Below are 15222 nucleotides of genomic sequence, written 5' to 3'. Positions count from 1 at the left end.
ATGCTCTACTACTCTGCAGCTTCGAACGGCGTGGAAACGAGCTTGCCTTCGTTGATCTCGCGCAGGGCGATGGACAACGACTTCTCGTTCAGCTTGGTGTCGACCAGCGGGCCGACGTACTCGAACAGGCCCTCGTGCAGCTGGGCGTAGTAAGCGTTGATCTGGCGTGCGCGCTTGGCACCGAAAATCACCAGTCCGTACTTCGAGTCGGCAGCCTTCAGCAGCTCGTCGATCGGCGGGTTGATGATGCCTTCAAGGTTCGTGGACACGAATTCTCCAAATTCTAACGGGCCGATACGTCCCGGCGCCTAGCGCGGGTTCGGGGTCAACCCCATGAGTGAAACAAGCTCGTCCGCTGCCCGTCGAACGTCATCATTGATGACGCTGTGGTCAAACTCCGGTTCAGCGGCAAGTTCTAGTTTAGCGGTTTCCAGCCTGCGCTGCTGTTCCTCCGCTGATTCCGTGCCGCGGCCCACCAGGCGGCGGACCATTTCGTCCCAGCTCGGCGGCTTCAGGAACACGAATTGGGCGGCAGGGACGGCCTTCTTGACCTGCCGGGCGCCCTGCAGGTCGATTTCCAGCAGCACGGCCCGGCCCTCGGCGATGGCGGCGTCCACGGTGCTGCGGAGCGTGCCGTAGCGGTTCCGGCCGTGCACGACCGCCCACTCGAGGAGTTCGCCGTTGTCCACCAGGGCATCGAATTCCTCGGCCGACTTGAAGAAGTAGTGGACCCCGTCCACCTCCCCCGGCCGCGGCGGACGCGTCGTCGCCGAGACGGAGAGCCAGACGCCGGGATAGTTGTCCCGGATGTAGGTGGACACGGTGCCTTTGCCAACAGCCGTCGGGCCGGCGAGGACTGTCAGTCCCGGTTTCTTGCTCACATATTCCTTTGGGGCGGTGTCTGAATCAGCTGGGCCTGAATCAGGTCGATGGAAGGGTCTACTTGTTGTCTATGAAATCTACCAGCGCCCGGCGCTGGTGGATTCCCAGGCCACGGACCCGGCGGGACGCGGCGATCCCGAGTTGCTCCATGATCGACGCGGCGCGGACGCGTCCGATTCCGGGCAGCGCCTCCAGCAGCTCCACGATCCGCATCCGTGCGATGGCGTCATCAGACTCCCCGGAGCTGATCACCTGGGCGATCGTCAGCTCCCCGGACTTGAGCCGCTCCTTGGCCGTGGCCCGGGTGGTCCTGGCGGCGGCGGCCTTGTGCAGGGCGTCTGCACGCTCCTGCGGGGTGAGGGGTCGCAAGCTCACTGAAGTCCTCCTGCGGTTGCCGTGGGACGTGTCCTGAACCTACCGCCTCGACGAGGCAGAAATCAATGGACAAGTGCCCGCGGCCGGCAAGCAACCCGGTTGGTACAGCTACGCCGCGCGCAGTTCGTCGAGCGTGCGCCGTGCCGCGTCGTGCAGATCCCGGAGCCGCGGCCCGGCGCCCAGGATGTCCCGGCTGGAGGTGCCGAGCACCTGCGGGTAGGCGTCGCCGAAGGTCCGCCGCAGGTCCGCCGCCGTCGCGCCCTGGGCGCCCAGGCCGGGGGCCAGGATCGGCCCGCGCACCGCGGTGAGGTCCAGGCCCAGCTCGGTCAGGGCCGAACCGACGGTCGCGCCGACCACGAGGCCCACAGAACCGAGCCCCGGCCCGCCAGGGACGGCGAGGTAGCGCCTGTTCTCAGCGGCGGCGGCCTGTACGATCCGGCGGGCTACCGAGTCCGCCCCGCCCACGTGCTGGACGGAAGCGCCCTCCGGGTTGGAGGTCAGCGCCAGCACGAACACGCCGCGCCCGGATTCCGCCGCGAGGTCCAGGGCCGGCCGCAGCGACTCGAAGCCCAGGTACGGGCTCAGCGTCACCGAATCCGCGGCCAGCGCCGAGCCGTCCCGCAGCCAGGCGTCCGCGTAGGCGGCCATCGTGGACCCGATGTCGCCGCGCTTGGCGTCCGCGATGGTCAGGACCGAGGCTGCCGCCGCTGCGGCGAGGGTCCGTTCCAGCACGGCCATCCCGGCGGAGCCATGGCGCTCGTAGAGCGCCACCTGCGGCTTCACCGCGGCAGCGATCGAACCCACGGCCTCCAGGACCGCCAGGGAGAAGCGTTCCAGCCCTGCGACGTCGTCCGCCAGGCCCCAGCGCTGCAGCAGCGCCGGATGCGGATCGATGCCGACGCAGAGCGGGCCGCGGTCCGCCATGGCCCGGCCCAGCCGGGAGCCGAAGGACTCCCGGCCGGCCGGATCAGTGTTGGCAGCAGACTCAGGCATGCTGCGCAGCTGTTTTCTGCGATGCGGCGAGGGCGGCGGCGTGCTCCTGCAAGCTTGTGACGGACCATTCGTAGGTGCGCAGCGCCTCGATGGCCTGGACGGCCGCGTTGAATTCGGCCACCGTCGTGATGCACGGGATGCCGATCGACGTCGCCGCGGCGCGCAGTTCGTAACCGTCGCTGCGGGCTTCGCCACCGGAGGGGGTGTTGAAGACCATATCGATCTCACCGGCGACGATGAGGTCGGCGATGGTGCCCTCGCCTTCGGCGCTGGATCCCTCGGCGACCTTCCGGACCGGGGTGGCCTGGATGCCGTTGCGGCGCAGCACGTCGGCGGTGCCGCCGGTCGAGACGATCTCGAAGCCCAGGTCCGAGAGCCGCTTGACGCCCATGATCACCGAGCGCTTGTCCCGGTTGGCCACCGAGACGAAGATCTTCCCTTCCGTGGGCAGCGCGTTGTTGGCGGCCGCCTGGCTCTTGGCGAAGGCGGTGTCGAAGTGCTTGTCGATGCCCATGACCTCGCCGGTGGAACGCATTTCCGGCCCGAGCAGGGAATCGACGACCTTGCCCTCAGGCGTGCGGAAGCGGCTGAACGGCAGCACGGCTTCCTTGACCGAGACCGGCGCGTCCAGCGGCAGCGTGGAACCGTCGCCGGTTTCCGGCAGCATTTTGTAGGCGCTGCGGAGCTGGTTGATGGTCACGCCGACGCCGATCAGGGCCGCCGCCTTGGCCATCTGGACGCCGGTCGCCTTCGAGACGAACGGGACCGTGCGGGAGGCGCGCGGGTTGGCTTCGAGGACGTAGAGCACGTCGGAGGCCAGGGCGAACTGGATGTTGATCAGGCCGCGGACGCCGACGCCCTCGGCGATCGCCAGGGTGGCGGTCCGGACCCGGTCCAGGACGTTGTTGCCCAGGGTGATGGGCGGCAGGACGCACGCCGAGTCGCCGGAGTGGATGCCGGCCTCCTCGATGTGCTCCATGATGCCGCCCAGGTACATCTCCGTGCCGTCGTAGAGGGCGTCGACGTCGATCTCGACGGCGTCCTCGAGGAAGCGGTCGATCAGCACCGGGTGGTCCGGGGTGATCTCGGTGGCGTTGGCGATGTAGCGGGAGAGGTTGGGCTCGTCGTAGACGATCTCCATGCCGCGGCCGCCCAGGACATAGGACGGGCGGACCAGGACGGGGTAGCCGATTTCGTCGGCGATCTTCTTGGCGTCCTCGAAGGACACCGCGGTGCCGTTCTTGGGCGAGATCAGGCCCGCCTCGTCGAGCACGCGGGAGAAAGCGCCGCGGTGCTCGGCGAGGTCGATCGCCTCCGGTGAGGTGCCGAGGATCGGGACGCCGGCGTCGGCGAGCTGCTGGGCCAGCTTCAGCGGGGTCTGGCCGCCGAGCTGGACAAACACGCCCATCACCCCGCCGGTGCGCTCCTCGGCCGCGATGACCTCGAGGACGTCCTCGAGGGTGAGCGGCTCGAAGTACAGGCGGGTGGAGACGTCGTAGTCGGTGGAAACGGTTTCGGGGTTGCAGTTGACCATAACGGTCTCGTAGCCGGCCTTGCGCAGGGCCATGGAGGCGTGGACGCACGAGTAGTCGAACTCGATGCCCTGGCCGATCCGGTTCGGCCCGGAGCCGAGGATGATGACGGACGGCTTGGCGTGCAGCGCAATCTCGTCCTCCTCGTCATAGGAGGAGTAGTGGTACGGCGTGTACGCGGCGAACTCGGCGGCGCAGGTGTCCACGGTCTTGTAGACGGGGCGGATGCCCAGGGCCTGCCGGACGCCCCGGACGACGTCCTCGGAGTTGTGCGTCAGGGCGCCGATCTGCTCGTCGGAGAAGCCGTGGCGCTTGGCGCGCTTGAGCATTTCCGGGGTGAGGGCGGCGGCCTTGCGGATCTCCAGCGAGATCTCGTTCAGCAGCTGGAGCTGGTCCAGGTACCAGGGGTCGATCTTGGTGGCTTCGAAGAGCTGCTCCACGGTGGCGCCGCCGAGCAGGGCGCGCTGGACCTGGTGCAGGCGTTCCGTGGTGGGCCGCTTGGACTTCTCAATCAGCTCCGGGACTTCCCATTCGGGGACGTGGCCGAAGTCCAGCTGGGAGCCCTTCTGCTCGAGGGACCGGAGCGCCTTCTGCAGGGCCTCGGTGAAGTTGCGGCCCATGGCCATGGCCTCGCCCACCGACTTCATGGTGGTGGTCAGGGTGGGGTCCGCCGCCGGGAACTTCTCGAAGGCGAAGCGCGGGACCTTCACGACGACGTAGTCCAGGGTCGGCTCGAAGGAGGCCGGGGTCTTCTGGGTGATGTCGTTGGGGATCTCGTCCAGGGTGTAGCCCAGCGACAGCTTCGTGGCAATCTTGGCGATCGCGAAGCCCGTGGCCTTGGAGGCGAGGGCCGAGGAGCGGGAGACCCGCGGGTTCATCTCGATCACGACGACGCGGCCGGTGTCCGGCTCGACGGCGAACTGGATGTTGCAGCCGCCGGTGTCAACGCCGACCTCGCGGATGACCGCGATGGAGATGTCGCGCAGCCGCTGGTATTCGCGGTCCGTCAGGGTCAGGGCCGGGGCAACGGTGATGGAGTCGCCGGTGTGCACGCCGACCGGGTCGAAGTTCTCGATGGAGCAGACGACCACGACATTGTCGTTCTTGTCCCGCATCATCTCGAGCTCGTATTCCTTCCAGCCCAGGATGCTCTCTTCGAGCAGCACCTCGGACGTGGGGCTGTACTGCAGGCCCTGGCCGACGATCCTGCGCAGGTCGTTCTCGTCGTAGGCCAGGCCGGAGCCGAGTCCGCCCATCGTGAAGGAGGGCCGGACCACCATCGGGTAGCCCAGGTCCCCGGCGGCGACGAGGGCCTCGTCCATGGTGTGGATGATGTGGCTGCGGGCCGACTCGGCGCCGCAACGCTCCACGACGCCCTTGAACTTCTCGCGGTCCTCGCCGAGCTCGATCGCCGCGATGTTGGCGCCGATCAGCTCGACGTTGTACTTCTCCAGCACGCCGTTCTTGTCCAGGGCGATGGCGGTGTTGAGTGCCGTCTGGCCGCCCAGGGTCGGCAGGAGCGCGTCGGGGCGTTCCTTGGCGATGATCTTCTCGACCACCTCGGGGGTGATCGGCTCCAGGTAAGTGGCATCGGCGAACTCGGGGTCCGTCATGATGGTGGCCGGGTTGGAGTTGACGAGGATGACCCGCAGGCCCTCCTCCTTGAGGACGCGCAGTGCCTGGGTTCCGGAGTAGTCGAATTCGGCCGCCTGGCCGATCACGATCGGGCCGGAACCGATGACCATGACGCTCTTGAGGTCAGTTCTCTTGGGCATTACTTCTTGTCCTCAGTCTTGGAATCGGTGGAGGTCTGGGCGCCGGCGGCGGCTGATTTGGTGTCTGCCATCAGCGCGATGAAGCGGTCGAAGAGGTAGGCGGCGTCGTGCGGTCCGGCCGCGGCCTCGGGGTGGTACTGCACGGAGAAGGCGGGGATGTCAAGGCAGGCGAGGCCTTCCACGACGTCGTCGTTCAAGCTCACGTGGCTGACCTCGACGCGGCCGTAGCGCTCCTCGGGAGCCCGGGTGGCGCCGTTGAGCGGGGCATCGACGGCGAAGCCGTGGTTCTGCGAGGTGATTTCGACCTTGCCGGTGCGCCGGTCCATCACGGGCTGGTTGATGCCGCGGTGTCCGTAGCGCAGTTTGTAGGTGCCGAAGCCCAGGGCGCGGCCCAGGATCTGGTTTCCGAAGCAGATCCCGAAGTACGGGATCTTCTCGTCGAGCACCGAGCGCAACAGTTTGACCTGGCTGTCGGCGGTGGCAGGGTCGCCGGGGCCGTTGGACATAAAGACGCCGTCCGGGTTGACCGCGTTGATCTCCTCGATGGTCGCAGTCGCCGGGAGCACGTGCACGCGCACGCCGCGCTCGGCGAAACGGATGGGGGTCATCCGCTTGATCCCCAGGTCGATCGCGGCGATGCTGAACAGCGGTTCGCCGTCCCAGCCGAAGTCCTTGGGCTCCACCGTGTAGGCGGTGTCCACGCTGACTTCCTCGGCCAGCCGGGAGCCTTCCATCGGTGCGCTGGCCAGGACGGTGTCCACGAGGTCCTTGTCCGCGGCGCGGGCTGCGTCGCCGGAGAAGATGCCGGCGCGCATGGTCTTGTGTTCGCGAAGGTGACGGGTGATGGCGCGGGTGTCGACGCCCTGGATGCCGACGATCCCCTGCTCGACGAGTTCGGCGTCAAGGGACCGCTCGGAGCGCCAGTTGGACGGGCGCCGGGCCGCGTCGCGGACGATATAGCCGGCCACCCAGATGCGCCGGGACTCGGCGTCGTCCTTGTTGACTCCCGTGTTTCCGATGTGCGGGGCCGTCTGGACGACGAGCTGGCGGGCGTAGGAGGGATCGGTGATGGTCTCCTGGTAGCCGGTCATCCCGGTGGCGAACACCGCCTCGCCCAGGGCGGTTCCGGTGGCGCCGTAGCTGGTGCCGCGGAAGATCCGTCCGTCCTCGAGCACGAGGACTGCCGGGGCGGGCGTTGCTGCAGCTGCTGCAGTTCCTGTTGTTTGTGTCACTTCGTCCGTCACGTTGTTACTTTCCACTATCGGTATCTGCCTGGGGGGCTGCGGAGATCAATTCCTGCAAAGCCGCCAGGAGGGTTGTCTTGTCTTCGGCACGTCGGGTGCGGAACCCGGAGTCCAGTTCGCGGGCGCCGAGCCGCCAGCTGAGCACCAGCAGCCCGTCTTTCTCCACGAACTTTCCGGCCATGCCGCTCTCCTGCCGCACCCCGGACAGCCGTCCGGCCGGGATGAACACGGGGCCGGCGCCGTGGCGTTCGAAAAGCACGCCTTCGGGGTGGACACTGAGCTCGGCGTTGGTGCGGAGCCCCAGGTTGTGGACCGCGATGCGGTCCAGCCAGTCGCCCGCCGTGGTCGAGGCGACGTACTGTCCCTCGGCTGCGGCCAGGGCTGCGCCCAGTTCCGCGGGGACCGGGGGAAGGGGGTCGACGTCGGACTGGCGGCGCAGGCGGTTCCGCCAGCCGATGCCCAGCAGTACGAAGACGACGGCGGCGAAGGCCAGCATGGCCAGTCCCGGGAGGAGCCTGTCCATCAGTTCCGCCCCGCCGTTGCGGTCCCGGTGGCATCTGCCGGGTAACGGTAGGGGGTGTTGAGTTTGCCGTCCAGGACGGTGGGATGGCCCTTGAAGAACGTCGCCACCACCTTGCCGGGAAGTTCCCGGCCGGCAAACGGAGAGTTACGGCCCATGGTGGCCATCTTAGAAGGGTCCACGGTCCAGCGCGCAGCCGGGTCCACCAGTATGACGTTGGCCGGTTCGCCCGCTTCGAGGGGACGGCCCTGGTCTTCGAGCCGGCCGATCGCGGCGGGTGCGCTGGACGTGACGCGGGCGAAGTCGGCCCAGCTCATCAGCCCGGTCTCGATCATGGTGTGCTGGACCACGGACAGCGCGGTTTCCAGCCCGGTCATGCCCATGGCAGCCTGCGCCCACTCGCATTCCTTGTGTTCGCTCGGGTGCGGGGCGTGGTCCGTGCCGACGACGTCGATCGTGCCGTCGGCCAGGCCGGCGCGCAGGGCCTGGACGTCCGCATCGGTGCGCAGCGGCGGGTTGACCTTGTAGACCGGGTCGTAGCTGCGGGCCAGTTCATCCGTGAGCCAGAGGTGGTGGGGCGTGACCTCCGCCGTGACGTTGACGCCGCGGGACTTGGCCCAGCGGACAATCTCCACCGAACCGGCGGTGGAGACGTGGCAGACGTGCAGCCGGGAGCCGACGTGCTGGGCCAGCAGCACGTCGCGGGCGATGATGCTTTCCTCGGCGACGGCGGGCCAGCCGGTGAGGCCGAGGACGGCGGAAACTTCGCCCTCGTTCATCTGGGCACCTGCGGTGAGGCGGGGTTCCTGCGCGTGCTGGGCCACAACGCCGTCGAACGCCTTGACGTATTCCAGCGCGCGGCGCATCAGGACCGGATCATGCACGCAGACGCCGTCGTCGGAAAAGACCCGGACCCGGGCGCGTGAATCGGCCATCGCACCGAGCTCGGCGAGCTGCTCCCCCGCCAGGCCCACGGTGACCGCGCCGACCGGGCGGACGTCCACCCAGCCGGCGGTGCGGCCGAGGGTGAGGACCTGTTCGACGACGCCGGCCGTGTCGGCGACGGGGGTGCTGTTGGCCATCGCGTGCACGGCGGTGTAGCCGCCCAGGGCGGCGGCGCGGGTCCCGGTCTCCACGGTTTCCGCGTCCTCGCGGCCGGGTTCGCGCAGGTGTGTGTGGATGTCCACCATGCCGGGCAGCGCCACGAGGCCCGCGGCTTCGATGACGGTGGCGCCGTCGGCGGCCAGGTCCTTCCCGCGTCCGGCGATGATGCCGTCGCGGATCAGCAGGTCTTCGGCGGCTCCGCCGAGGATCGCGGCGCCCCGGATGAGGTAGCCGCCGCTGTTGCCTGCGTCCTGTTGCTGTTCGGCCATCAGTGGCTCTCCTTGTTCGGGGTGGCGGAGTATGGGGTGGCGGAGTATGGGGTGGCGGACTTCGTTGTGGCGGCTGGTTCGCGGGTATCCCCCGAGAGCAGGAGGTACAGGGCCGCCATCCGGATGGACACGCCGTTACGCACCTGTGCCAGCACGGTGGAACGGGGCGAGTCCGCGGCGGCCGAGGAAATTTCCAGGCCCCGGTTCATCGGGCCCGGATGCATGATGATGGTGTCCTTCAGGCCCAGGCTGTCGAGGGCGCGGAGCCGGTTGTCATCGAAGCCCCAGCGCCGGGAGTACTCACGGGTCGTCGGGAAGAAGGACGCGTTCATCCGCTCGCCCTGCACGCGGAGCATCATGATGGCGTCCATGCCCTTCGCGAGCGTTTCGTCGAGGTCGTAGCTGACGCTGCAGGGCCACTTTTCGACGCCGACGGGCAGCAGCGTGGGCGGCGCCACCAGGGTGACCTCGGCACCCAGGGTGCGCAGCAGCCAGACGTTGGAGCGGGCCACCCGGGAGTGCAGCACGTCCCCGGCGATGGCGACGCGCATGCCTTTCAGGGCCGCCCCGGCGGAGGGGGTGCCGGCCAGTCTGGACCAGTGCCGGCGCATGGTGAAGGCATCGAGCAGGGCCTGGGTGGGGTGTTCGTGGGTGCCGTCGCCGGCGTTGATGACGGCGGCGTCGATCCAGTCGGTGGCTGCCAGCCGGTGCGGGGCGCCGGAGGCCCAGTGCCGGATGACGACGGCGTCGGCCCCCATCGCGGCCAGCGTCTGGGCCGTGTCCTTGAGGGACTCCCCTTTGGAGACGGAGGATCCCTTCGCGGCGAAGTTGATGACGTCGGCGGAGAGCCGTTTGGCCGCGGCCTCAAAGGATATCCGGGTCCGGGTGGAGTCCTCGAAGAACAGGTTGACGACGGTGCGGCCGCGCAGGGCGGGCAGCTTCTTGACCTCCCGCTCCCCCACGGCCGCCATTTCCTCGGCGGTGTCGAGGATTCGGATGGCGTTGGACAGGCTCAGGTCCTCGGTGGAGAGCAGGTGCTTCACGCGACCGCCTCGATGACCACTTCGTTGACGGGGGCGCCGTCGACGGAGTCTGTTTCCTCAAGCCGGACGCGGACCTTCTCGGATGATGAGGTGGGGAGGTTCTTGCCGACGTGGTCGGCCCGGATGGGCAGTTCCCGGTGGCCCCGGTCGATCATCACGGCGAGGCGGACGATCCTGGGCCGGCCGAGGTCGACGATCGCGTCCAGGGCGGCCCGGATGGTGCGGCCCGAGTAGAGGACGTCGTCGATCAGGACAACAACCTTGTTGTCGATCCCGGTGCGCGGCAGCTGGGTGGGGTACGGCGGGCGCATGGCCTGGTGCGAAAGGTCGTCACGGAACATGGTCACATCCAGCTGGCCCACGATCGCCGCGGCATCCACGGTGGGATCGGCGGCGGCTATCTTGGCGGCGAGGCGGACTGCGAGGGGATAGCCGCGGCGTGGGATGCCGAGCAGGACGAGGTCCTGGGAGCCCTTGTTGGCCTCGAGAATTTCGTGGGCGATACGAGTAAGTGCGCGGTCGATGTCGGCCTGGTTGAGTACAACCCTGGTGAGGACAACCTTGGCCGGAACCGGTGATTCTGGAACAGAAGTCAAAGCTCGTCTCCCCTTTCCCCGCCTCACGGGACGGAATTAAAAAAGGACTATTTGCTCTTTCAAATTACCACACGGGACTTCCCGGACTCCGCTGCGGGAATGCCGGAAAGGTCAATGCGTCCAAGGTCACAGCGGTCAGGGCCACAGCGTTCAAGGCCACAGCGGCATGATTCACTTTGCCGCCGCAACCGCCCGGACACGGGAAGAGCCCCGTGCCGGCTGACCTGCACGGGGCTCTTCATAAGTTGCGCGGAGCTTAAGCGAGCAGCGAAGGTTTCAGCTGCTGCAAGCGGCCGAGCAGGCCGTTGATGAACGACGGCGATTCGTCCGTGGAGAGCGTCTTAGCCAGGGCCACGGCCTCGCTGACAGCGACACCGTCCGGGACGTCGTCGTTGTAGAGCAGTTCCCAGGTGCCGATCCGGAGGATGGCCCGGTCCACCGACGGCATCCGCTCGAGGGTCCAGCCCTGCGAGTAGGTTTCGAGGAACTCGTCGATGGCCGCGTGGTGGGACACAACCCCCTCGACGATTTCGAGGGTGTACGGGTTGACGATCTGGTCGGTCTGCTCGCGGCGGGACCGCAGCACGTCGAACGGCGAAACGGAGCGCTGCTCCGCCTCGAAGAGAACATCCAGGGCCCGGTTACGGGCCTTACCGCGTGCACTCACTAGTCGTTGACCCTGCCAAGGTAGCTGCCGTCGCGGGTGTCGACCTTGACCTTGGTGTTGTTCTCGACGAACAAGGGCACCTGGATCTCGTAACCGGTCTCGAGCGTGGCGGGCTTGGTACCTGCCGAGGAGCGGTCGCCCTGCAGGCCCGGCTCCGTGTAGGTGATCTCGAGCACAACGCTCGGGGGAAGTTCGATGTAGAGCGGGTTGCCCTCGTGGATGGCGATGTTGACCATCTGGTTCTCGAGCATGAAGTTGGTGGCGTCACCGACGGTGGGGCCGGGGACGGTGAGCTGGTCGAAGTCCTGGGTGTCCATGAACACGAAGTCGGCACCGTCCTGGTACAGGTACTGGTAGTCGCGCCGGTCAACCGTGGCGGTCTCGATCTTGAGTCCGGCGTTGAAGGTCTTGTCGACGACCTTGCCGGACATCACGTTGCGCATCTTGGTGCGCACGAACGCGCCACCCTTGCCGGGCTTGACATGCTGGAACTCGATGATGTTCCAGAGCTGGCCCTCAAGCTTAAGGACGGTTCCGTTCTTGATGTCGTTAGTGGTTGCCACTGTATCCTCTGGTTTCTCTATTGACTGGTTCTAGCTTCCAGCCGGCTATGTCAGGCAGGCCTGCCATGCGGCCCGCCAGCGCGTATTTATCAAAAATCCAAGATCCATTCTACCGGTTCCGCCAAGTGGATGCTTTACGGGCGCCCGGCGGGAGCCCCGGCGGCGGTCCGCCGGGGGTCCGCAGAGGCCACGGACGCGCCCTAGGACGCCAGGTCCAGGACTTCCCTGGCCCGCTGCAAGGCCACCGCGGAGGCATAGACCAGCGCCGCGTCCGCGGAGTCCGCGACCCGGAGATCAAGCGCCTTGGCGAAGGACTCGACGGCGGCGGCGATGTTGCCGCCGGCAAAGTAGGAGCGGCCGAGCTGCTGGCGGATCGATGCCTCATCCGGGGTGCCCTGGGTCTCGGCCAGCAGCTGCCGGAACAGCTCCACGGCACGGTCGTACCGGTTGGAAACCCGCAGCACGTCCGCCTCGTAGATGCGCAGCCGGAGCGAATCGGGATTGTTGTATCGGGCCTCGGCGAGCAGCTCCGCGGCCTCCGCCGCGTGGCCCTCGACGAGGCGGACAAAGATCAGGTCTGCGGGATCCGTTGATGCTTCCAGCGCGGCGGCGCAGACCTCCTCGTTAACGATCTGCGGCATCAGGCTGTCCGGGTTGATCCTGATCCCGGGGAACCCGGCATCAGGCCAATCGCTGGTCCCGCCCGGGATAGTGCCCATCAGGAGGCTATCTCCTGGTACGCGGCGAACAGCAGCGACGTGTCCGGGACGTCAAGGATGCCGGGGCGTGCAACGCCGTCGAGCACAACGAAGCGCAGCAGGTCGCCGCGGGACTTCTTGTCCCGCCGCATCCCGTCCAGCAGCGCCTGCCAGCGGTCCCGCCGGTAGGTGATGGGGAGCCCCAGGCTCTCCAGGATGCTGCGGTGCCGGTCGGCGTCGGCGTCGGAAAGGCGGCCGACGCTGCGCGACAGCTCGGCGGCGAACATCATGCCGACGGAGACGGCGGCGCCGTGGCGCCAGGAGTAGCGCTCGGCGAGCTCGATCGCGTGGCCCAGCGTGTGCCCGTAGTTGAGGATCTCGCGCTGGCCGGCTTCCCTGAGGTCCGCGGAGACCACCCTGGCCTTGACGGTGATGGCGCGTTCGATCAGTTCCCGCAGCACGTCGGAGCGGGGATCGGACACAGCCGCGGGATCCTTTTCGACCAGGTCGAGGATGGCCGGATCGGCGATGAAGCCGCATTTGATGACCTCGGCCATACCGGAGATGACCTCGTTCTTCGGCAGCGTGTCAAGGGTGTCGAGGTCCGCGAGGACGCCGGCCGGCGGGTGGAAGGCCCCGACGAGGTTCTTGCCTTCGGCGGTGTTGATGCCGGTCTTGCCGCCGACGGCGGCGTCCACCATACCGAGCAGGCTCGTAGGCATGTGGATGACCTTGACGCCGCGCAGCCAGGTCGCGGCGACGAATCCGGCAAGGTCGGTCACGGCGCCGCCACCGACGGCGACGACGGCATCGGAGCGGGTGAAGTCGTTTTGTCCGAGCACCTGCCAGCAGAAGGACGCCACCTCGATGTGCTTGCCCTCTTCGGCGTCGGGGATCTCGGCCGTGAGCGCGGTGAAGCCGGCCGAGGACAGCTCCTCACGGACGGTGTCGCCGGTGAGCCGGAGCGCACGCGGGTGGATGACGAGGACGCGTTTGACGCGCTCGCCCAGCAGCGCGGGCAGGCCGGGCAGCAGTCCGCGGCCCACGACGACGTCGTAGTTCTCACCGGGCGTTTGTCCGGTGACCTTGATGACGGTTGATTCGGTGCTCACTCTTCAACTTCCTTTGTCGCCGCTGGCGTGCGGTCCGCCGCGGTCTTCGCGGCGGTGTACTCGTCCAGCGCATCTTCCAGCCGGTGGGCCAGGTCCGTAACGGATCCGTGCCGGACATCGAGAATCAGGTCGGCGAGCCGTTCGTAAACCGGCTGCCGGGTGGCAAACAGCGTCCGCCAGCGCCCCATGGCGTCTCCGGCCAGCAGCGGCCGGCCGGAGTTCCTGGCGATGCGTTCCGAGACGGTGTCCGCGTCGCATTCGAGGTAAACGACGGTACAGCGGCCCAGCAGCTGCTGCGTGCCGGAATCCAGGACGGCGCCGCCGCCGAGCGAGATGACGGTGTTGCTGCCCTCGGCCGCTTCGATAGCCTGCGCCACCGTCCGCGCTTCGATCTCCCGGAACGCGTGTTCGCCCCGCCCCGCGAAGATATCTGCAATCGTGCCGTGGCCGGCCACGATCACGACGTCGGTGTCCACGAAGGGTTCCCCGAGATGCTGGGCGAGCTGTGCTCCGATGGCCGACTTGCCCACGGCCATCGGACCGATCAGGACGATCGGCCGGGCGTCCGGAACGCGCTTGCCGGTCCTGGCATGAGCGAGCTGCCTTGCCGCGGCACTATGCCTGCCCGGCACTACTGGCCGATCGAGTCCAGGGACGCCGGAATATTGTCCAGGTAACCCTTGATGTTGCGGGCGGTTTCCTGCACGGAATCGCCGCCGAACTTTTCCGTGATTGCTTCCGCGAGGACCAGGGCCACCATGGCTTCGGCCACGACTCCCGCGGCGGGGACCGCACAGACGTCCGAGCGCTGGTGGTGGGCCTTGGCGGCCTCGCCCGTACTGACGTCGATGGTTTTCAGCGCGCGGGGCACCGTGGCGATCGGCTTCATGGCCGCGCGTACGCGCAGCACGTCGCCGATGCTCATGCCGCCCTCGATGCCGCCGGCGCGGTTGGACGTGCGGATGATCCTGCCGTTTTCATCCTTGACGATCTCGTCATGGGCGGCCGAACCGCGGCGGGCGGCGGTCAGGAAGCCGTCACCGACCTCCACACCCTTGATCGCCTGGATGCCCATCAGTGCCGCGGCCAGGCGTGAGTCGAGGCGCCGGTCCCAGTGGACGTAGCTGCCGAGTCCCGGCGGCAGTCCGTAGGCGAGGACTTCGACCACGCCGCCGAGGGTCTCGCCTTCCTTGTGCGCAATGTCGACCTCGGCCACCATGGCGTCGGAGGTTTCGCGGTCGAAACAGCGCAGCGGATCGGCGTCGAGGGCCAGGACGTCGTGCGGGACCGGCAGCGGCCGGCCTTCCGGAACAGCGACGCTGGCAATCGAGACGGTGTGCGAGACGAGCTCGATGCCGAGCTGCTTCAGGAAAGAGGCCGCGACGGTGCCGAGGGCCACGCGCGTGGCGGTCTCGCGGGCGCTGGCGCGCTCCAGCACGGGACGGGCCTCGTCGAAGCCGTACTTCTGCATGCCGGTGAAGTCGGCGTGGCCGGGCCGGGGCCGCGTCAGCGGGGCGTTCCGTGCCTGGTCGGCCAGGATTGCGGGGTCCACGGGATCGGCAGCCATGATCTGCTCCCACTTGGGCCATTCGGTGTTGCCGATCTGGATGGCGACGGGGCCGCCCTGGGTCAGCCCGTGGCGGACGCCGCCGAGGATCGTGACCGCATCCTGTTCAAATTTCATCCGCGCACCGCGGCCGTAACCGAGGCGCCGGCGCGCCAGCGCACCACCGATCCGGGCACTGGTGAGCTCGACACCGGCGGGCACGCCTTCAATTATTCCGACCAGGGCCGGACCATGGGATTCTCCGGCAGTCAACCAACGCAACATAAAATCCATCCTGCCATG

General features: G+C 67.8%; 16 protein-coding genes. All 16 read right to left on the bottom strand.

The annotated features are described in order from the left end of the window. Positions 1 to 8: 8 nt before the first annotated feature. Complete coding sequence (rpoZ, locus tag E5206_RS11910; RefSeq protein ID WP_136322661.1) at positions 9 to 269, bottom strand: DNA-directed RNA polymerase subunit omega; 261 nt, start codon at positions 267 to 269, stop codon at positions 9 to 11. Positions 270 to 308: 39 nt separating this feature from the next. After that, entirely contained in the window at positions 309 to 881 is a 573-nt protein-coding gene (gmk, locus tag E5206_RS11905; RefSeq protein WP_136322660.1) for a guanylate kinase, read from the bottom strand. Positions 882 to 939: 58 nt separating this feature from the next. After that, the gene (gene mihF / locus E5206_RS11900; protein WP_136322659.1) at positions 940 to 1257 is read right to left on the bottom strand and encodes an integration host factor, actinobacterial type; all 318 of its coding nucleotides are present in this window, start codon (positions 1255 to 1257) and stop codon (positions 940 to 942) included. Positions 1258 to 1365: 108 nt separating this feature from the next. Then, positions 1366 to 2250 carry an orotidine-5'-phosphate decarboxylase gene (gene pyrF, locus E5206_RS11895; protein WP_136322658.1) on the bottom strand — a complete coding sequence of 295 codons (885 nt, stop codon included), beginning with the start codon at positions 2248 to 2250 and terminating at the stop codon, positions 1366 to 1368. Further along, positions 2243 to 5557, bottom strand: coding sequence for a carbamoyl-phosphate synthase large subunit (carB, locus tag E5206_RS11890; RefSeq protein WP_136322657.1), 3315 nt, complete (start codon positions 5555 to 5557; stop codon positions 2243 to 2245). Before carB ends, pyrF begins: the two co-directional genes overlap by 8 nt. Next, entirely contained in the window at positions 5557 to 6789 is a 1233-nt protein-coding gene (carA, locus tag E5206_RS11885; RefSeq protein ID WP_240689677.1) for a glutamine-hydrolyzing carbamoyl-phosphate synthase small subunit, read from the bottom strand. The genes carB and carA overlap by 1 nt, the downstream gene beginning before the upstream one ends. A gap of 16 nt (positions 6790 to 6805) precedes the next feature. After that, the gene (locus tag E5206_RS11880; protein ID WP_136322655.1) at positions 6806 to 7324 is read right to left on the bottom strand and encodes a hypothetical protein; all 519 of its coding nucleotides are present in this window, start codon (positions 7322 to 7324) and stop codon (positions 6806 to 6808) included. Next, positions 7324 to 8694, bottom strand: coding sequence for a dihydroorotase (locus E5206_RS11875; RefSeq protein ID WP_136322654.1), 1371 nt, complete (start codon positions 8692 to 8694; stop codon positions 7324 to 7326). Before E5206_RS11875 ends, E5206_RS11880 begins: the two co-directional genes overlap by 1 nt. Next, on the bottom strand, positions 8694 to 9737 hold the full coding sequence (locus E5206_RS11870) for an aspartate carbamoyltransferase catalytic subunit (RefSeq protein ID WP_136322653.1): 1044 nt from the start codon (positions 9735 to 9737) through the stop codon (positions 8694 to 8696). Before E5206_RS11870 ends, E5206_RS11875 begins: the two co-directional genes overlap by 1 nt. Then, a complete protein-coding gene (gene pyrR / locus E5206_RS11865) occupies positions 9734 to 10333 on the bottom strand; it encodes a bifunctional pyr operon transcriptional regulator/uracil phosphoribosyltransferase PyrR (protein WP_136322652.1) in 600 nt (199 codons plus the stop codon). Before pyrR ends, E5206_RS11870 begins: the two co-directional genes overlap by 4 nt. A 256-nt stretch (positions 10334 to 10589) precedes the next feature. After that, positions 10590 to 11000, bottom strand: coding sequence for a transcription antitermination factor NusB (gene nusB / locus E5206_RS11860; RefSeq protein ID WP_136322651.1), 411 nt, complete (start codon positions 10998 to 11000; stop codon positions 10590 to 10592). Then, positions 11000 to 11563 carry an elongation factor P gene (gene efp, locus E5206_RS11855; protein ID WP_136322650.1) on the bottom strand — a complete coding sequence of 188 codons (564 nt, stop codon included), beginning with the start codon at positions 11561 to 11563 and terminating at the stop codon, positions 11000 to 11002. Before efp ends, nusB begins: the two co-directional genes overlap by 1 nt. A 200-nt stretch (positions 11564 to 11763) precedes the next feature. Next, positions 11764 to 12282 (bottom strand): tetratricopeptide repeat protein, encoded by a 519-nt coding sequence (locus E5206_RS11850; RefSeq protein ID WP_136322649.1) that lies wholly within the window; start codon positions 12280 to 12282, stop codon positions 11764 to 11766. Then, on the bottom strand, positions 12282 to 13373 hold the full coding sequence (aroB, locus tag E5206_RS11845; RefSeq protein WP_136322648.1) for a 3-dehydroquinate synthase: 1092 nt from the start codon (positions 13371 to 13373) through the stop codon (positions 12282 to 12284). Before aroB ends, E5206_RS11850 begins: the two co-directional genes overlap by 1 nt. Beyond that, the gene (locus E5206_RS11840) at positions 13370 to 13909 is read right to left on the bottom strand and encodes a shikimate kinase (RefSeq protein WP_136324108.1); all 540 of its coding nucleotides are present in this window, start codon (positions 13907 to 13909) and stop codon (positions 13370 to 13372) included. The genes aroB and E5206_RS11840 overlap by 4 nt, the downstream gene beginning before the upstream one ends. A 95-nt stretch (positions 13910 to 14004) precedes the next feature. After that, positions 14005 to 15204, bottom strand: coding sequence for a chorismate synthase (gene aroC / locus E5206_RS11835; protein ID WP_136322647.1), 1200 nt, complete (start codon positions 15202 to 15204; stop codon positions 14005 to 14007). Positions 15205 to 15222: the final 18 nt, after the last annotated feature.

Source organism: Arthrobacter sp. PAMC25564 (genome assembly GCF_004798705.1).
In the GTDB taxonomy this organism is placed as follows: domain Bacteria; phylum Actinomycetota; class Actinomycetes; order Actinomycetales; family Micrococcaceae; genus Arthrobacter.
This window is presented reverse-complemented; position numbering and strand designations above follow the sequence as displayed.